15 protein-coding genes and 1 CRISPR repeat array are annotated in these 17,232 nt (G+C 63.9%); of the genes, 2 read left to right on the top strand and 13 right to left on the bottom strand.

Annotated features, from left to right (window positions below):
- Positions 1 to 37: 37 nt before the first annotated feature.
- From WA070_RS07355 to WA070_RS07340, 4 genes are read right to left on the bottom strand one after another with little or no spacing between them, the layout of a single operon-like run.
- A complete protein-coding gene (locus WA070_RS07355; protein WP_422633446.1) occupies positions 38 to 505 on the bottom strand; it encodes a Fur family transcriptional regulator in 468 nt (155 codons plus the stop codon).
- A gap of 45 nt (positions 506 to 550) precedes the next feature.
- Positions 551 to 877: a DUF423 domain-containing protein gene (locus WA070_RS07350; RefSeq protein ID WP_422633445.1), complete on the bottom strand. Its 327-nt coding sequence runs from the start codon at positions 875 to 877 to the stop codon at positions 551 to 553.
- Positions 874 to 2,679, bottom strand: a complete 1,806-nt coding sequence (locus WA070_RS07345) for a cation:proton antiporter (RefSeq protein ID WP_422633444.1) — start codon at positions 2,677 to 2,679, stop codon at positions 874 to 876. The genes WA070_RS07350 and WA070_RS07345 overlap by 4 nt, the downstream gene beginning before the upstream one ends.
- Complete coding sequence (locus WA070_RS07340; protein ID WP_422633443.1) at positions 2,679 to 3,101, bottom strand: iron-sulfur cluster assembly scaffold protein; 423 nt, start codon at positions 3,099 to 3,101, stop codon at positions 2,679 to 2,681. Before WA070_RS07340 ends, WA070_RS07345 begins: the two co-directional genes overlap by 1 nt.
- Positions 3,102 to 3,237: 136 nt before the next feature.
- Here WA070_RS07340 and WA070_RS07335 point away from each other — a divergent pair, with 136 nt between their 5' ends.
- Positions 3,238 to 3,690 (top strand): YaiI/YqxD family protein, encoded by a 453-nt coding sequence (locus tag WA070_RS07335; RefSeq protein ID WP_422633442.1) that lies wholly within the window; start codon positions 3,238 to 3,240, stop codon positions 3,688 to 3,690.
- Positions 3,687 to 4,856, top strand: a complete 1,170-nt coding sequence (locus tag WA070_RS07330; protein ID WP_422633441.1) for an NAD(P)/FAD-dependent oxidoreductase — start codon at positions 3,687 to 3,689, stop codon at positions 4,854 to 4,856. Before WA070_RS07335 ends, WA070_RS07330 begins: the two co-directional genes overlap by 4 nt.
- Here the strand turns inward: WA070_RS07330 and WA070_RS07325 are convergent.
- The 9 genes from WA070_RS07325 to WA070_RS07285 all read right to left on the bottom strand — a co-directional run bounded on the left by WA070_RS07325 (position 4,853) and on the right by WA070_RS07285 (position 16,643).
- On the bottom strand, positions 4,853 to 5,902 hold the full coding sequence (locus WA070_RS07325; protein WP_422633440.1) for a glycosyltransferase family 4 protein: 1,050 nt from the start codon (positions 5,900 to 5,902) through the stop codon (positions 4,853 to 4,855). The genes WA070_RS07330 and WA070_RS07325 overlap by 4 nt on opposite strands.
- A gap of 165 nt (positions 5,903 to 6,067) precedes the next feature.
- Positions 6,068 to 7,267 carry an MFS transporter gene (locus WA070_RS07320; protein ID WP_422633439.1) on the bottom strand — a complete coding sequence of 400 codons (1,200 nt, stop codon included), beginning with the start codon at positions 7,265 to 7,267 and terminating at the stop codon, positions 6,068 to 6,070.
- A 12-nt stretch (positions 7,268 to 7,279) separates the two neighbouring features.
- Positions 7,280 to 7,810, bottom strand: a complete 531-nt coding sequence (locus WA070_RS07315) for a DUF3237 family protein (protein WP_422633438.1) — start codon at positions 7,808 to 7,810, stop codon at positions 7,280 to 7,282.
- A gap of 63 nt (positions 7,811 to 7,873) precedes the next feature.
- Entirely contained in the window at positions 7,874 to 10,234 is a 2,361-nt protein-coding gene (locus WA070_RS07310; protein ID WP_422633437.1) for a TonB-dependent receptor, read from the bottom strand.
- Positions 10,235 to 10,304: 70 nt separating this feature from the next.
- On the bottom strand, positions 10,305 to 11,534 hold the full coding sequence (locus tag WA070_RS07305; protein WP_422633436.1) for an SGNH/GDSL hydrolase family protein: 1,230 nt from the start codon (positions 11,532 to 11,534) through the stop codon (positions 10,305 to 10,307).
- Positions 11,531 to 13,273 carry a tannase/feruloyl esterase family alpha/beta hydrolase gene (locus WA070_RS07300; protein WP_422633435.1) on the bottom strand — a complete coding sequence of 581 codons (1,743 nt, stop codon included), beginning with the start codon at positions 13,271 to 13,273 and terminating at the stop codon, positions 11,531 to 11,533. The genes WA070_RS07305 and WA070_RS07300 overlap by 4 nt, the downstream gene beginning before the upstream one ends.
- Positions 13,270 to 14,184, bottom strand: coding sequence for an ROK family protein (locus WA070_RS07295; protein WP_422633434.1), 915 nt, complete (start codon positions 14,182 to 14,184; stop codon positions 13,270 to 13,272). The genes WA070_RS07300 and WA070_RS07295 overlap by 4 nt, the downstream gene beginning before the upstream one ends.
- A complete protein-coding gene (locus tag WA070_RS07290; RefSeq protein WP_422633433.1) occupies positions 14,172 to 15,296 on the bottom strand; it encodes a glycoside hydrolase family 68 protein in 1,125 nt (374 codons plus the stop codon). Before WA070_RS07290 ends, WA070_RS07295 begins: the two co-directional genes overlap by 13 nt.
- 342 nt (positions 15,297 to 15,638) lie before the next feature.
- On the bottom strand, positions 15,639 to 16,643 hold the full coding sequence (locus WA070_RS07285; RefSeq protein WP_422633432.1) for a LacI family DNA-binding transcriptional regulator: 1,005 nt from the start codon (positions 16,641 to 16,643) through the stop codon (positions 15,639 to 15,641).
- A gap of 131 nt (positions 16,644 to 16,774) precedes the next feature.
- A CRISPR array of direct repeats spans positions 16,775 to 17,207; the repeat unit is 36 nt; unit sequence GTTGCCGCTGGACCGCGATCTCTGAGTGGTTATGAT.
- Positions 17,208 to 17,232 lie beyond the last annotated feature (25 nt).

Here is a 17,232-nt window from a genome sequence, read left to right as displayed (position 1 = left end):
CAACGATCCAGCAGCGATGGGCGCAGGGTGGCCGGGATCAGGCCGCGCATTTAGCGCATGTGCCCAGAATCTCGATCACGGGCCTTTCGGGGCGAAAGCCTTCGTGGATCGCGACGGCGCGCACGTCGTTCGTCACCTTGTCATCATCGACATGGGTCGCCTGCTTGCAATTGCGGCACACCAGAAAGATGCAGTCGTGATGGCAACCGGGATGGGCGTTGGCGATATAGGCGTTGGCGCTTTCGACCCGCATCGCGATGTTGTTGGTCACGAACAGGTCGAGGATGCGGTAGACGCTGTTGGGCGCGACGCGCTTGCCACGCGCTTTCGACACCGTGTCGGCGATGTCATAGGCGGATGCGGGCTTTTCCTCCGCAGCGAGCGCGTCGAAAATGGCTGCGCGCATCGGCGTCCACTGTTCGGCTTTCGCCTCCAGCGTGGCGCGGGCGGCGTCGGCCAGCTTGTCGCCTACCGGCTCGCGGTGGTGGTGGTGATCATGAACCATGATGGCAATCTAGGCGTGTGCGGGGTTCGGGGCAAGAGCGGGGTATCAGCGGTGCCCGAAGGACCATGCCGCCCACAGCCACCCGGCGATCATCAACGTGCCGCCGATGGGCGTGATCGCGCCCAGCCATTTGGGACCGCCCATAGCCATGACGTAAAGGGTCAGCGCAAAAATCGCCGCGCCGACCAGCATCAATATGGCCGCGCCGCGCGCCGCGCCCATGATCGCGATGGCCGCGACGGCGTGGATAAGCTGATACATGCCCCCGGTCCGCAGCCATTCCGCCGCCTTTGGGTTGGCGACGCCGTGCGCTCCGAAAGCGCCCGCGCCGATGGCGAGCGCGGCCGACAGGCAGGCCCATAGTGCGATCATGCATCTTCTCCATCGCCACGACTGAGCAGTCGCATGCCCTTGCCGGGGCGGAACATCAGATCCTTGGCTGCCAGCAGGCTGCCTTCTTCGTTTTGCAGGTCGAGCCGCTGCTGGTCGTTGGCGCGATATTGGCGTTCGACCTCCTCGACTTCCCTGGTGGGGACGCCCAGCGCCTGCATCGCCTGCACGCCCATGCAGATGGCCGATTCATAGACTTCACGCACGACGCCTGCGAGGTCGAGCGATCGGAGTTCGATCAACTGGCGACGGTCGAATGCGCGGACCATCAGCGCGGCCTGCGGGAAGGCATGGGCGATGGGGGCAAGCGCCCGGCTGTCGAGCGTGGCGTCGTCGTGGCAGAAGGCGATCAGGCGCGCTTCGTCCGCACCGGCGCGATGGAGCAGGTCGATGCGGGTGCCATCGCCATAATAGACCTTCATGTCGAAGCGGCTCGACAGTTCGATCTGCTTGGGCTTCTTGTCGATCAGCACCACGGCGAAGCCATGGCCCATCAACATTTGCGCCACCGTCTGGCCAAAGCGGCCATAGCCCACGATGATGGCGGTGCCGCGCGTTTCCTCGTCGGGTCCGGGCAGGTCCGATCCGGCCTTTGGCGCGGCAAATTCAAAGCGACGTGCGAACAGCATCAGGAAGGGCGTGGTCGCCATGGAGAAGGTGACGATGGCGCTAAACAGGCTGGCGGCCTGCGGCGCGACCAGCAGCGCGCCCTGCGCCTGAGCGAAGAGGACGAAGCCAAATTCGCCGCCTTGGCTCAGCAACAGGCCAGCGCCGATCGCCTGTTGCCAGGCCATGCCGAACAGGCGGGCAAGGCCCATGATGATCGCCGCCTTGGTCGCGACGAGGATCAGCGCCATCGACAGGACGAACAGCGGATTGGCGGCGACGGCGTGCAGGTCCAGCACCATGCCGACGGCGAGGAAGAAAAGGCCGAGCAGGATAGAGCGGAAGGGTTCGACGTCGGCCTCTATTTCATGGCGATAGGGCGAATCGGCCAGCATCACGCCCGCGACGAACGCGCCGAGCGCTGTCGAGAGGTGCAGGCTGTGCATCAGCGCGGCGGCGGCCAGCACCGTGAACAGGCCGACTGCGACGAACAGCTCGCGCTCACCCAGACGCCCGACCAGCGAAAGCAGCGGACGCAGGATGAAGCGGCCCGCCAGTACCAGCCCGGCGATGGCGGCGACGGTGTAGCCAGCCATCATCCATCCGGGCGGCCCACCGGCATCGGCGGGATTGCGCGACAGGGCGGCGACGATGGTGATGAGCGGGACGATCGAAAGATCCTGAAACAGCAGGATCGAAAAGACTTTTTCACCAAAGGGGGAGTTGATGCGGCCGGACGATTTAAGGCCCGGCAGCACCTGCGCCGTGGAGGACAAGGCGAGCGGCAGGCCGAGCGCAATCGCCGCGCCCCAGGTGAAGCCAGTCGAATAGAAGATGATCGCGGTCAGGATACAGCCGCACAGCACGACCTGCGCCAGACCAAGGGCGAAGATGTCGCGCTTCAGTCGCCAGAGCCGGGCCGGGTGGAGTTCGAGGCCGACGAGAAAGAGCAGCAGAACGATGCCGATTTCGGCGATGGCGAGTTTGGATTCGCCGCCGCCAACGAGCGCCAGCCCCTGCGGCCCGACGAGCGCGCCCGCGACGAGATAACCCAGCACTGCGCCCAGGCCGAGGCGACGGAACAGCAGCACGAACAGAACCGCCGCGCCCAGCAGGATGACCCCGTCGGACAGCAGCATGTCGGTGGCGCTGACGGTGGGCGTTGCGTGATCGGGCATCAGGCGTCTGCCAACCGGGCGGCTTCGGCGATGGCTTCGAAGCCCAGCCGAATAGAGGCATGGCGCGCGGGATAGCCGCGCGCAGGGGCGAGGACGGCGAGGCCGGGCCAGAAGTCGAGGTCTTCGCTGTCGCCGGTCAGATAGGCGGTGAGGCGGTCGCGCGCGTCGGCCAGTTCGTCGGCGCTCATGCCGATGGCCTGGGCCGCCATTAGCGATGCGGAGGCCTGGCCAAGGGCGCAGGCTTTCACGTCCAGACCGATGTCGGCAACGCGGCCGTCGGCCATCTGGACGTCGGCGATGATCCGCGATCCGCACACGGGCGAACGCTTCTCCACGCTGGCCTGCGGTTGCGGCAGGCGGGCGTGGTGCGGGATGCTGGCAGCGAGCCGCAATATGTCTTTGTTGTACAAGGGGGCGTTCATCCCGACCCATGTAGGACAGGATTGCTGCGTGGTGAAGGCGGGGAGCGAAATAAGCGCTTGGGGTGGTTTAAGGGCGCCGTGTTCCCGCGCAGGCGGGGCATTGTCTCACAAGGCGCTCCGGCTTATTGCGCGGGGCATGAAGATACTGGTCGATGCCGATGCCTGTCCTGTGAAGGAGGAGATTTACAAGTTCGCCTGGCGGCATGATGTGCCTGTGACGATCGTCAGCAACAGTCCGATCCGTATTCCCGCGCACCCTCTGCTCGACCGGGTAGTGGTGAGCGACGGGTTCGATGCGGCGGATGACTGGATCGCCGAGCGGGCGGATGCGCGGTCGGTGTGTGTCACGACGGACATATTGCTGGCGGATCGATGCCTGAAGGCCGGGGCGGTGGTGATCGCGCCCAATGGCAAGCCTTTCACGAACAGTTCGATCGGAGCGGCGGTGGCGACGCGGGCGATCATGGCGGATTTGCGCGCAGGCGCGGTGGGTGATCCGATCGGCGGGCCTGCGCCGTTCAGCAAGACCGACCGGTCGCGCTTCCTGTCCGCGCTCGATGAGGCACTGGTGCGGATGAAGCGGCTGTGAGTTATGACGTCATCATATTGGGCGCGGGTGCGGCGGGGATGATGTGCGCGGCGACCGCTGGGCAGCGCGGCAAACGCGTGCTGCTGGTCGACCATGCCGATGGGGTGGGCAAGAAGATCCTGATTTCCGGCGGGGGACGGTGCAACTTCACGAACATCCATATCGCGGCAGACCGGTATTTGTCGGCTAACCCGAATTTCGCCAAATCGGCGCTGGGGCGATATAGCGCGCAGGACTTTATCGCGCTGGTCGATCGCTATGGCATCGCATGGCATGAGAAGACGCTGGGGCAGCTATTTTGCGACGGGTCGGCGAAGCAGATCGTTGCGATGCTGGAAGAGGAATGTGCCGCTGGCGGGGTGACGATTGCGCTGGGGCAGGGTGTCACGGATGTCGCCCATGGCGATGGGCTGTATCGCGTGACGATCGGCGGGGTGGTGCAATGCGCCCCTGCTTTGGTGCTGGCGACGGGTGGGCCGTCGATCCCGAAGATGGGTGCGACTGGCTTTGCTTATAATGTGGCGCGGCAGTTCGGGCTGGGCATCATACAACCGCGACCGGCGCTGGTGCCCTTTACGCTGGGGGCGGAAGAGGCGTTATTTCAGTCGCTGTCGGGCGTGTCGGCGGATGTCGAGGTGCGGTGGAACAAGACGCGCTTTCGCGAGGCGGCGCTGTTTACGCATCGGGGATTGTCGGGTCCGGCGATGCTCCAGATATCCTCCTACTGGCAGCATCGCACGCCGATCCATGTGGATTTCCTGCCCGATCGGGATGCGGACTGGCTGATCGCGGAGAAGCGGGATCGGCCGCGCGTATCGCTGCGCAAGGTGTTGGCGCAGGCGCTGACGGAGCGGTTGGCGGACACATTGCTGGAGCGGTTGAGCGTGCAGGGGGAACTGGGCGCGCAGTCGGACAAGGCATTGCGACAGATGGCGGCCAGCCTAGCCAACTGGCCGTTCGAACCGACGGGGACGGAGGGTTATGCCAAGGCGGAGGTGACGGTCGGCGGCATCGCGACCGCCGGGCTGTCGTCGCGGACGATGGAGGCGAATAAGGTGCCGGGCCTCTATTGTATTGGTGAGGCGGTGGATGTGACCGGGTGGCTGGGTGGTTATAATTTCCAGTGGGCCTGGGCCAGCGGATGGGCGGCGGGGCAAGCTGTCTAGCGGGCCGAGCGGGCTTCTTCGTAGAGGAGGCGCAGGCGGGGGAGGATGACCAGATCGCTATAGTGGGTGGTGATTTCGGCGCGGGCCTTGGCACCCAGATCGGCGCGCAGGGCTGCGTCGTCGAGCAAGCGAATGAGGGCGGCGGCGATGGCGTCTTGGTCGCCCGCTTCGATCAGCAGGCCGTTGTCGCCGTCGCGGATGAGTTCGGGCAGGCCGCCTGCGTGGCTGGTCAGGACGGGCAGGCCATAGGCCATGGCTTCCAGGACGCTGACCGGGAGGCCTTCATTATGGGAGGGCAGAGTGTAGATGCCTGCCTGTGCCAGAAGACGGGCTTTATCGTCGGGACCGATCCAGCCGGCGAGGTCGACGGCATGGGCAATTCCCAGAGTGAGGACCACAGATTGCGCGCGTTCCACTTCGCCGTTGCCGCCAATGATAAGGCGAGATTGTGGATATTTTTCAAGGACTTGTGCGAATGCAGGGAGGAGATCGAACACGCCCTTGCGATCGCCGACCAATCCTAAGAACAGGATGGTGTTTTGCTGCCGATCCTGCTGTGCGACGGGGGGCGGCAGGGCGACGTGGTTGGGGACGATGACGATGCGCGCAGCGGGCGCGATCGAGTGGATGAAGCGTTCCCAGCTTTGCGAGAGGACGATGACGCGGGTTGCGCGTTCCAGATGGCGGCGGATGAGCGCCTGCACCCAGCCAGCCTGCGACTGGTAAAAGGGCTGCATTTCCGAGCCGTGGAGGTGGAGGATGACCGGAACGCCACCTAGCCGCGCGAGCGAGGCGAACAGCCCCTTGCGCCAGAAGCTGCCGCGCATGGCCGCGTGGATGTGGACCAGCGAGACTTTGCGGCGCAGCAACAGCCCGGTAAATTCGGCCAGCCCCCGGAGCAGCAGCCACTGGCGCGCGAGGAAGCCGCCATCGCCATAGGCGGCGATCAGATGGATATTCTGATCGGCGACAAAGCCGTCGCGGCCATAAGCCTCCACGACGCTGCGCATGCCGCCACGGGCTGCGTTCCAGATCATTACGTTCATGGCGCGGGCTGTAACGGGTGATGCGCGGGATTGCACATCAAAAGCAAAGGGCTGGGGTTAAGTCGAACCGCACCACATCCGTTCGTTTCGAGCGGAGTCGAGAAACGCGAGCATGGTGCTACAGACTTCTCGACTTCGCTCGAAGCGAACGGGGGGTAGGAGATTTCAGGACTGGTAGTCTATCTCTCCGCGACGGGCGAGTTGCGCGCTGGCCGGGTCGAACAGGCGGTTGAGGATGAGGCCCAGCGCCAGCACGGCGGCAAAGAGAGTGGCGAGGTAGAAGCCGTAGATGGCGTCGCCGAAATAATCGCCGATCAGGCCCATGGCCAGCGGGGCCACGACGGCGCTGACGCAGGTGAAGAAGAGGATGACGCCGGAAATCGCGCCATGCTGCGCCTTGGGGAAGCAACTGATCCCCTTGGAGTTCAGGGTCGGATAGATGACCGACATGAACAGACCCGACAGCGGCAGGGCGATAACGGCAAAGGGGCGTCCACCGAACATAGCAGCAGCGAAGCAGAGCAGGATGGCCACGCCGCAAAAGGCCATGACGCTGGTCCAGTCATAGCGTTCCAGCAGCCAGAAGCCGCCGAAACGACCGATGACGCGCAGGATGAAGAAGATCGACAGCGCATAGACGGCCCATTGCCAGCCGGGTCCGCTATAGCCCGCGAGCAGGGTGGGCATCCAGACATAGATGGCGGTTTCGACGCCGACATAGAGCATGATCCCGCTACTGAACGCCAGCGCATAGCGATTGCGCAGCATGGCGAGCATGTCGGCCAGCGGTGCGCCGTCGGGGGCAGCGGCGCGCATCTGAGGATAGGGGACGCGCCAGGCGACGATCATGAGCAGGCCGCAGAAGATCGCGGCGATCAGGTAGAGCCATTTCCATGAGGCATCGTGCGAGAGCAGATAGGCGACGATGGCCGGGCCGATGATCGCGCCGATGCCGAAAAACCCCTCCACCACGTTCATGGTCGCGGTGTGGGCGCGGGTCGATGTGGATATGTCGCCGATCAGGGCGAGCGCGGCAGTCTTGAATATGCCAACGGCAATGCCGCCGATGAAGAGGAGGACGAGGAACAGGCCAAAGCTGCTGATCCACGCGAACAGGGACGCACTGATGCCGAAGAGGCCGAGGCCGATCAGGATCGTCGCCTTGCGTCCCACACGGTCGGCCAGCGAGCCGAGCAATACGCCGCCCAGTGCGATGCCGCTCATCGTCGCATAATGGAACGCGCCGCCTGCGGTCATGCCCAGGTTAAATTCGCGGATGACCGACGGGATAATGACGCCGACCGATTCCGATGTCATCGCGAACATCAGGAACATGAGGTAAGTGAGCCAGCGGATGCGTGCCATCGTCTGCGGTCCTTAAACCAGTTTATACATGCGGATGCGGACGGCGGGGGTTTTCAGTTCAGGAACCGGACCCACGGTGCCGGTGAACATGGCTTCGTTGAGCCAGCCATGGGGACCGTTGGGGACTTCGAACGTCGCGGTCGTTTTGGCATAGCCTTTTCCGGCTATCCCCTTGTTGCGGATATGGATGACGGTGCCGTCGGCTTCGCGCATCAGATAGGCGGCTTCGAGTTCGGTGAAGCCGTCGGCGCGGACCAGTTGCCAGTCCATGCCTTCGGGAAAGATGGTGCCGCTGATCCTTGGCCCCTTGAACGTGCCGCCGGTGATGGGGATGCGGACGCGCTTGCCGTGCGGGGTCATGCCGATGTCTTCGGGCGGTCCCAGCGTGACGATGGCTTCATAGACGAACTCCGCCCGTGGTGCGTCGTCGGCCTTGGGTTGCGCGGCGATGCCCGGCGTGTCGATCAGGCCGGTGGCCAATGCGCCTGCCGCCAGTAGAAGCCCTCTGCGCGACGGCAGGCTGTCATGATTGTCGTCTGCCATCGCGATGTCCTTTGAGTAGGAATGGAGCGCGCCCATGGTGAGCGCGCTCCATCAATATGCGTATCAGAACTGCATGCCCAGACGCACGCCATAGGTGCGCGGCGGGTCGTAATTGGCCGTCGTGCTGCTCCATACCGTGACCAGATTATTGGCCACCCGCTTGTCTTCCAGATTGTTGACGAAGGCCGTGACGGACATCTGGCCGTTGTCGGTTTCGTAGCGAAGGTTGAGGTCGGTCTTGGTATAGGATGCGCGGCGGCTTTGCGCGTAGTTCTGGATGTCGCTGAACGTGCGCGACTGGACGTAGAAATCGACGCTGGGCGTCAGGCTGCCCGCGCCGCCTAGGTCGAAGATATGCGCATAGCTGGCGCGCGCGCTCCATTTGGGGGCGTTGGGCAGTTCGTTGCCGGACACGTCGCGAATGACGGTGCCGGGTAGCGGCAGGTTGCCGAACGCAGCGGTGATCGCGTTGTAATTTCCGCTGGCCGAATTGAGATTATCCGACGCCGTTGGGAAGGAACGGATCTTGGCATCCAGATAGGAGACGAAGCCGCTGATCCGGTCGGCGCGGGTCGGACGAATCGTCGCTTCCAGTTCGATGCCGCGCAGGCGCGCCGTCGCGGCATTGGTCGTCACCGCCGATACCTGATTAGTCAGTGGGTTGAGGACGATGCTGGATACCTGAAGATCCTTATAGTCCATGTTGAAGGCGGTGGCGGACAGATAGAGCTTGCCACCCATGAGCGAGCTGCGCACGCCCAGTTCGTAATTGGTCACGGTTTCGGGCTGATACTGACGATATTGCGGGGCGTTGCCGGTCGCTTCCAGACCGCCGCCACGGAAACCGGTGCCGACGCTGGCATAGACAAGCGTTTCGGGCGTCACTTCGTAATTGACGCCTGCTTTCCAGCTGACGTTGGAAAATTTCGCTTCCGGCCGGTTGGTGTCGTCGGACAGGGCATAGACGAACGGGATGCCGGGGCAAGTCGTGGGCGTGATGTTCGCCAGCGTGATCGTGTCGCCGGGGCAGACCAGTTCGATATTGCGCTGGTTGACCTGTTCCCATGTCGATCGGATGCCGCCCAGCACTTTGAGGCCCGGTGCGAGTTCGAACGTGCCCTGACCGAAGACGGCCTGCGACTTGGTGCCCTGACCGCGATAGGAGGTGACGACATCGACGCCGCTGATCGTCGAGATGTTGGTGCCGGTGCCAGCGACCTTGGCGATGCCGGCTGCATTGAAGATGCTGTTGAACGGCGCGGGGGCGGTGTCGCCAGCGTGGAGCAGGCGGGTGCCCGATGGCTGCTTGTCCTGATAGAGATACCCGCCCAGGACGAGGTTGAATGCGCCGGAATTGAAGTTGGCGTTCAATTCATGCGAGCGGGTTTCGACGCGGCGGTCGATATTCTGCTGCGTGAAGACGCCGGTCGCGGAATCCACGCCGTTATTCTTGAGCAGCGAGTAGCCAGCCAGATAGGTGAAGGACAGCGTATCCGTCGCGTCCCATGTCAGGCGTGAGCGGGCGGCGTAATATTTGAGGTCGATCTGGTTGTCTGTCACCAGATCCTGACCGGGGTTGATGCCCCCATCTTCGATCGTCTGGATCGGACCGAAGGTGCCTGCTGCGATATTGGCGTTGGGATAGACATTGCGGCTGCGGATATAGGTGAGCGGGATCGTGCCCTTATTTTCCCCATAGTTGAGCGACAGACGCCAGGTCAGGCTGTCACCCAGATGCAGGATGGAGTTGACGCGCAGGCCAGCCTGATCGGTCTTGTTGTAATTCTGGCGCGCGCCATATTTTCCTTCGAACCCGTCATCGACCTGACGATAGGCGGAAATGCGCAGGGCGAAGGCGTCGCTGATCGGCAGATCGACGGCGGCGCGGGCGCGGATTTCATTGAAGCGGCCATATTGGATGTCGGCGTTGAAGCCCAGCTTCTTGCCCGGATCGGCGGTGTTGATGTTGACGACGCCAGCCGTGGCGTTGCGGCCATAGACGGTGCCCTGCGGTCCGCGCAGAACCTCTACCGATCCAAGGTCGAACAGGCCGAGCGTCAGGACGGCGGCGGACGGATCATAGATGCCGTCGATCTGCGTCGCGACGGTGGAATAGCCGCTGAAGCTGTTGTTGCTGCCGATGCCGCGAATGGCGAAACCATTCTGGCTGGATTGCAGGCCGGGAACCGTGCTGGTCAGCGCGGCGGCGGAATCGACGCCCTGCCGGTTAAGGCTGTCCTGCGTTACGACGCTGACGGCGACGGGAGCTTTGGACAGTTTTTCGGACGTTTTCTGCGCAGTGACGACGATGTCGCCTGCATAATCTTCCGGCGGGGTCGTGTCCTGCGCGAAGGCGGGGAAGGACAGGGCCGCGATGCTGGCACTGAAACTGGCACTGGCGAAAAGGCATGATAATTTATTCACGATACTCTCCCTCTGATTGCCCGGACCGGTTTGATCCCTTTGGTCCGGGCGATTGTTTTTGTGGCGATGCTTAGAAGCGGAAATGGTCCTGTGCGGCCTTGGCCATGGCGGCGTAGCCCGCGTCGGATGGGTGGAGTTTGTCGCCGCTGTCATAGGCGGCGAGGATATGGTCGGGGGCTGCGGGATCGCGGACGACCGCGTCGAAATCAATCACGCCGTCAAATTCGCCGCTGGTGCGGACCCATTGATTGATGGCCTGGCGGATTTTTTCCTTTTCCGGCGTGGCGTAGCCGGGGAAGGTGGAGCCGAGGAACGGGGTCAGCGTCGCGCCATGGACCTTGATGCCACGGGCATGGGCGCGCGCGATGAACTGGCGATAGCCTGCGATCAGATCATCGGCGCTGATCGTGGGATGGTTGCCGTCGGCGCGGGGGTTTTTAAGGCCGCTGAGGCCAAGGTCGTTGATCCCCTCCAGCAGGACGATGTCGGTGACGCCCGGCATGGCCAGCGCATCTCGGTCGAAACGGGCGAGGCCGCTCGGCCCCACTTCGTCGCGCAGGACGCGGTTGCCGCCGATGCCTGCGTTGGCGATGCCGATATTGGCGATGCCCTTTTGCGTCAGCATGCGTGAAAGCTGGCCCGGCCAGCCGCGCAGCAGGGGATCTTTTGCGCCGAAGCCGTCGGTGATGGAATCGCCGAAGGTGACGATGGTGCGCGCCTTCTGATCCGACTGAACGAGGATCGAGGAGACGATTTCGCGGGCGGAGACGGGCGTCGTGCTGGTCAGGGCTGGGGCGGCGGTCTGGTCGGGACCGGTTGCCCACTCTGCGATATGATTGGGGTCGGACTGGGGCAGCGTGACCCTGGTCGGCAGATAGACGCTGACGATCGCGACCGCGCCGGGCTTTATGGAGAGCGCCAGCGGGTCGGACAGCAGCGGCGCGCCCATCGGCAGGCGCACCGAGCGCGCGCCAGCAAAGGTCAGCGGACGGATGGTGGCGGCGTCGACGTTACCCTTTGCGTCGGCCAGGGCGATGGTCGCGCTGCCGATCGTCACGTCCTGTAGCTGGGTTTCGCCGGACAGGCGGACCTGCACCTTCGTGCCGCCTGCGCTGAGGCGCAGATGGTAGCGGATGGTGCCCTGTACCTCCGGCGCGGGCTGCCAGAAATCGAAGGGGAGTTTCGCGGTCGGCAGGGATGGGCTGGACGCCCAGCTTGCGACCCAGCGGCCATTGTCGGCGGCGAAAACCTGTGTTGGCAGCAGCGCGACGGCTGCAAGAGCGAATAGGCCTGACCTCATCCTACGCATTGAAAACTATCCTCTTTTTCGATGTCGCCCCGGCCTTTATATTTGGCATATTGGGGGTATTTGCAGATGGGGCGTGTGCGGCCGGGCCATGGGCTGGCGGCTGGCGCGACGCCATGCAGGCGATCGGGGGCGCGGCCCTGTTCGACCCATGCGACCATCGCGGCGAAGGCGTCGTAGCGGTCGGTGGCGGGACCACCCTCGCAATGGTTCATGCCGGGGACGGGGAAGACGCGGGCCGTGTCGGATGCCGCGCCATGATAGCGGGCGTCCATTTCGCGATACCATTGCAGCGTGTCGTTGAGCGAAAAGACCGGATCGGCTGCGCCATGCGGCACGATCAGCTTACCACCGGCGGCGCGGAAGGCGTCGATGTCGGGCGAGCGGGCCGACAGGACATCCCAGCCGGATTCGGTGAAGGGGGCGGCAGTGCGATAGATTGCGTCGGCGTCGGCATCGAAATCATAGGCCATCTGCCATTGAAGCAACTGCTGCGGATCGGCGGAGGCCAGCGTTGGAGGCGTCTGAAAGATGGTCGGCAGGGCGGAGCCGCCGATCAATATGTTGAGCGCAGGCACGCCTTCCTTCGCCAGCCCCAGTTTCCATACGGCCCAGCCGGGTGCGCCGATGCCGCCATCCCAGGGGAAGCTGGCGTAAAGGGACGTGCCGTCGCGCTTGCGTGGGCCGGACAGGGACGCCGCCAGCGTGTCGATCTGCGCGCGGGACAGGCACTGGTCGGTCGGTTCGCCCTTGCAGGTGAAGGTGCGCAGGACCGGCAGGACGTTAGCGTTGGTGCATTGGTCGATGCGCATGACGAGGCCATCGGTCAGGCCATCCTTGCCATCGCAGGCTTTAAGGACGGCGCTGCGGATGATGCCGAGCTGCGCGGGGGAATAGAGGCTGGCGAACTGGCCGAAGGCACGCACGCCGTTGGCGTCGGGTTTGAGCAGTCGGCCGAAAATCTGCGCGTCCCATGTCTGGGCGAGGCCAGCACGGGGCAGGGACATGCCGGGGGCTGCGGCGACGATGCCGTTGAAGGCGGTGGGGTAGCGATGGGCGAGCGCCATCCCTTCCTGACCGCCCTTGGAGCAGCCTGCGAAATAGGAATAGCGGGGCGCTTTGCCGTAGAAACTGGTGATGGCGGCCTTGGCGGCTTCGGTGACGGCACCGAGCGAGGCATAGGCATAGTTGCGGCGCGCTTCCGGGTCGAAGCCGAAGGCGACCGCGCCGCCCTTTGCCGGGTCGCTGTTGAGGCCATTGTCGTGGCCGGAATCCTGGCTGACGACGGCATAGCCCTGCGCGAGGGCTGGCGTGACGAGGCCTACGCCCGCCGTTGCACCCAACGCATTGCCGATTTCGCCATTGGTGCCGCCGCCGCCCTGAAACAGGAAGCGGCCATTCCAGTCGAGCGGCAGGCGGAGGTGGAATTTGATGGCATAGCTTTGGCCGTCCAGCCCCGTGCGTTCGGCCATGACGGCGCGGATGTCGCAATGGGCCTTGAGCGGTGTCATGGCGTCATATTGGAAGCCGCGCGGATCGGGCTTGGGTGCTGGCCCCTCGGCTACGAAGTCGGCGCTGGTGACGCGGGTGGAGGCATCGGGCCAGTGGCCGCGGAGCGTCGTGGCGAAGGCGGCGCACCGCGCGCTGTCGGGTGTAGCCGCCGATGCAGGGGCTGATGCGGCGATCAGGGCCGCGAGGGCGGAGGCCGTGAGCCAATGGACGGCGGGGATCATGGCTTTGACTCCTGTAAGGCGTTCTGACCGATGACGATCGCGCCCAATGGTCCGGCTTCGCGACCCAGCGCCGGTGGCACGATGAGGCTTTGCAGGGCGGCAAGGTCCAGACCCGCCAGATAGCCGCCCAGATTGTCAGCGACCGTGACGCGGATGCGGGCGAGCAAAGAGGGGCGGTTGTCGAGGACGCCGCCGCCGATCACCAGACGCTGCGGCGAAAGGCACAGGATGAGCATTGCCGCCCATTCGCCCAGTTCCGCCGCGACCCGCTGCCATAACATATCGTCGTCCGGCACATCGGCCAGAGGGCGGTCGGTACGAGCCGCCAGTGCGGGGCCGCCGACCAGCCCTTCCAGACAATCGCCATGGGCGGGACATGCGCCAGCGAATGTGTCACCGGGCGTGCGACGGATGCGCATATGGCCCGCTTCGGGATGGAGGCGGCCATGGAGAGCCTTGCCATCGACGACGATGCCAAGGCCGACGCCCGTGCCGATCGTGGCATAGGCATGAACGGCACAATCGGTCGACGCGCCCCATGCGCCCTCCGCCAATGCGGCGCCGGCGACGTCGGTGTCGATGCCGACCGGCACGGCAAAGCGGCTGGCGAAATGGCCATGGACGTCCACGCCCATCCAGCCCGGTTTCGGCGTGTTTTCCATATGGCCGAAATGCGGGTCGGCAGGGTCGAGGCAGAGTGGGCCGAAGCTGCCGATGCCGATCGCGGCGAAGGGTGTTTCATTGCGCCAGCCGTCGAGTTCAGAAGAAATAAGGTCGAGCGTTTCCGGTCCCTGCGTCGGCCATCGGCTTTGATGCAGGATCGTGCGACCCTGCGCCAGGGTGGCAATGCATTTGGTGCCGCCCAGTTCGATTCCGGCGATCAGGGATTCTGTGTCGTTCAGGCCAGCCATGCGCGTTCTCCGTCCAGCATGATCTGGAGTTCGGGGGCGGGAGTGCCGCCGAAATGCGCGCGGGCCTGCGCGACATCGATGGGTGGCTCCGTCAGTCCGACCAGATCGACGAAACTTTGCACGCACAGGTCCGGCAAGACCAGCCAGCTATAGGCCTGATAAGGGGCGGCAGGTGGATTGCCGAAGACGAGACCGGATCCGTTGAGCGGGCGCCATGGGCCAAACAGCGTGTCGGCGACCATGCCGTACAGACCGGTCGGGCCAGCGGGACCGGGCGTTGCGAACACCTTGGTCTGGGTGGACCAGAAGAGATAGTAGAGGCCGTCGCGCAGGATGACATGCGGACGTTCCAGTTCGTTGTTCAGGTCATCGGCATCGATCAGCGGCGGCAGAAGGTGCCAGTCCCCGTTTGCCGTGCGCCGGGCAATGCCGACCGCGCCGTTCCAGGCCGATGCGGACTGGGCGAGCGATCCTGCGAAGAGGAGATATTCCGTGCCGTCTGCGGGATCGCGAAAATAAGCGGGGTCGCGAAACGCCTTGATCGAACCGATCGCGCCGCCGCCCGTCATGTCGCTGGTATAATGCACGTCGTCGGGCGCGACGCATTCGGTTGGCGTCGTCCAGGGCGACAGGATTACGGCGTCCGTTGCGGCCGACAGGGTCGCGTGAGTTTGAAACAGCCTTTGCACGAAGGTGGTTTCCGTTTCGTCGCGATGACCGGCCACGGTGTAGTAGAGGGTGATCGTCCCGCCATCGGACGACAGGATGGCCGAGCCGGACCATTCACGGCTGCCCGGCGACAGGCCGTCTGGCAGCACCGGTCCCAGATCATGCCAGTCCGCGCCCACGCGATGCAGCAGGCGCATGCGGGCCACGGCATGACGGGCATCGGGGTCTGGCAGGATCGGCGCGGACAGGGCGATGAACAAAGTGCCGCCTGCGATCTGCGCCGGGTTACCGTCAGTGCGCTGGGCGGGCCAATAGTCCCACAGGTCGAGCGTGTCGATGACGCGGGGCTGACGCTGGATAAGAGGGGCGTGGGATGCGGACGCCCGGTCTATGCAGGCTACATCGTCGGCGGTCCAGCGGGTGGAGGCGAAGGCTTCGCTCATGCCGCGATGCGCCCAGAGGTCACGACCTTCGCCAAGGCGTGCAGTCCCTGGCGAAGGTCCGACTTCCGCTGTGCGGGGAGAGCCGCAGGCGAAGTGTCCGCTGAAGGGCAGGTGTCATGTTCGCATCGGGCGACGGGCGCGCGATTGCCGCTTTGGGCATCGCGTCGCTGCTTCATCGATGAAGCAACCCATGTCGAAAGCTGCGCCCGCACCACCGTCCCCTAATCTGCCGTCTTTTCTGTTATTCGACTGTTATAGGCAATAACAAACGTTTGCAAGAATAAATGCAAACGTTGGCAATGGCATTTTGACATTGTCGATCAATGTGGAAGGTTGCTCCGATCAGGCGGAGGCGCGTTGCACCAAAGTGGGGGGCAGGGTGACGGATTGCGTAACGTCCCCCGCCATGCGCCGAAACAGCAGATCGACCATCATGCGCGCGCCCAGCGCCACGTCCTGCCGGACCGTGGTGAGCGAGGGCGTGGTCTGACTGGCGATGAAAACATCGTCATAGCCGATGACGGCGATATCTTCGGGCACGCGCAATCCGTGATCGGCAATCGCGCGCAGGGCGCTGAGTGCGATGACGTCGGACGCCGCGAAAATGCCGTCGGGCGCAGGGCGGTCGCGCATATAGTCGCGGATCGCGGCGTAGGAGGCCTCGGGCGTGACATGGGTGGGCAGGACGAAGCCGGGCCGCGCCTTCTCCTGCGCGATGGCATGGTTGAACCCGGCGAAGCGGGCTTCGAATTCGGGCACGTCCGGGTTGCCCAGGAACGTCAGTTGCCTGCGGCCTGTGGACAGGAGATGCCGGGCGGCGAGCCGTCCTCCTTCAAAATTGTCCGAACCCACCGTCATCTGATTATAGCCCGCGACCGAGGCGCCCCACACGACGAGCGGCGCATAGGCGGCGGACACCCTCTCGATGGCGTCGATCTGGTTCGATTGGCCGACGATGATGACGCCGTCGACCTTACCGGAATCGACGAAAGCCTGAAGCCAGCGATCGTTCGAAGGAATGACGCGCGAGAGCAGCAGGTCGTAATGGCGATCCGCCAATGTGTCGGCGAGCGAAGCGATCAGACTCATGAAAAAGGGGTCGGTAAGATGCTGTTCGGTTTCATGGCCCAGCGGCAACACCACGCCGACCGCGCCAGTCCGCCCAAGCCGGAAATTGCGCGCGGCGACGTTGATCTGAAAATCATGGTCGCGGGCGAGTTGTTTGATACGATCCCGCGTCGCCTTTGCAACGAGGGGATTGTCGGCCAGCGAACGGGACACGGTGGATATGGATACGCCCGCAAGCGCTGACAGATCGGCGAGGCTGGAGGCTTTGTGGCGTTTCATCTGCATATTCCAAACCATCGCGCCAGATTTGTCAAAGCGCGCTGCGATATAGCGGCATGATTGCGACGGGGGATAGTGGCTTGCTGAGGTCATGGAGAGAGGTCAAAAATTGGGGTGGTTTTTGGCGAATAGTTGCCGCTGGACCGCGATCTCTGAGTGGTTATGATTTGAGAACTAAATCAGGCTGTGGAACCGCTGTTGCCGCTGGACCGCGATCTCTGAGTGGTTATGATGCCCAATGAGATGATTTCGTTCAACGCCTAGTTGCCGCTGGACCGCGATCTCTGAGTGGTTATGATTCCGCGCTCATGTTACGCGACCTTGGGCTTCGTTGCCGCTGGACCGCGATCTCTGAGTGGTTATGATGCGAGCTCCGATGACAGAAACACTCATTTGGTTGCCGCTGGACCGCGATCTCTGAGTGGTTATGATCGCCCCGACCAAGGGCAGTGCCGATCAGTTGTTGCCGCTGGACCGCGATCTCTGAGTGGTTATGATTCCTGACTTGTTCAGGACGCAGACTAAGGGGTTGCCGCTGGACCGCGATCTCTGAGTGGTTATGATGCCACGATGCCATGGATCAGGATGA

Origin of the sequence: Sphingobium sp. (assembly GCF_049304695.1) — a bacterium.
In the GTDB taxonomy this organism is placed as follows: Bacteria; Pseudomonadota; Alphaproteobacteria; order Sphingomonadales; family Sphingomonadaceae; genus Sphingobium.
Note: the sequence above shows the minus strand (reverse complement) of the source record. Positions and strands in the feature narration are given on the sequence as shown.

Bases quoted from the DNA above. Each gene is read 5' to 3' on its own strand.
- WA070_RS07355 (WP_422633446.1), bottom strand. From the start codon at position 505: ATGGTTCATGATCACCACCACCACCGCGAGCCGGTAGGCGACAAGCTG.
- WA070_RS07350 (WP_422633445.1), bottom strand. From the start codon at position 877: ATGATCGCACTATGGGCCTGCCTGTCGGCCGCGCTCGCCATCGGCGCG.
- WA070_RS07345 (WP_422633444.1), bottom strand. From the start codon at position 2,679: ATGCCCGATCACGCAACGCCCACCGTCAGCGCCACCGACATGCTGCTG.
- WA070_RS07340 (WP_422633443.1), bottom strand. From the start codon at position 3,101: ATGAACGCCCCCTTGTACAACAAAGACATATTGCGGCTCGCTGCCAGC.
- WA070_RS07335 (WP_422633442.1), top strand. From the start codon at position 3,238: ATGAAGATACTGGTCGATGCCGATGCCTGTCCTGTGAAGGAGGAGATT.
- WA070_RS07325 (WP_422633440.1), bottom strand. From the start codon at position 5,902: ATGAACGTAATGATCTGGAACGCAGCCCGTGGCGGCATGCGCAGCGTC.
- WA070_RS07320 (WP_422633439.1), bottom strand. From the start codon at position 7,267: ATGGCACGCATCCGCTGGCTCACTTACCTCATGTTCCTGATGTTCGCG.
- WA070_RS07315 (WP_422633438.1), bottom strand. From the start codon at position 7,810: ATGGCAGACGACAATCATGACAGCCTGCCGTCGCGCAGAGGGCTTCTA.
- WA070_RS07305 (WP_422633436.1), bottom strand. From the start codon at position 11,534: ATGAGGTCAGGCCTATTCGCTCTTGCAGCCGTCGCGCTGCTGCCAACA.
- WA070_RS07300 (WP_422633435.1), bottom strand. From the start codon at position 13,273: ATGATCCCCGCCGTCCATTGGCTCACGGCCTCCGCCCTCGCGGCCCTG.
- WA070_RS07295 (WP_422633434.1), bottom strand. From the start codon at position 14,184: ATGGCTGGCCTGAACGACACAGAATCCCTGATCGCCGGAATCGAACTG.
- WA070_RS07290 (WP_422633433.1), bottom strand. From the start codon at position 15,296: ATGAGCGAAGCCTTCGCCTCCACCCGCTGGACCGCCGACGATGTAGCC.
- WA070_RS07285 (WP_422633432.1), bottom strand. From the start codon at position 16,643: ATGAAACGCCACAAAGCCTCCAGCCTCGCCGATCTGTCAGCGCTTGCG.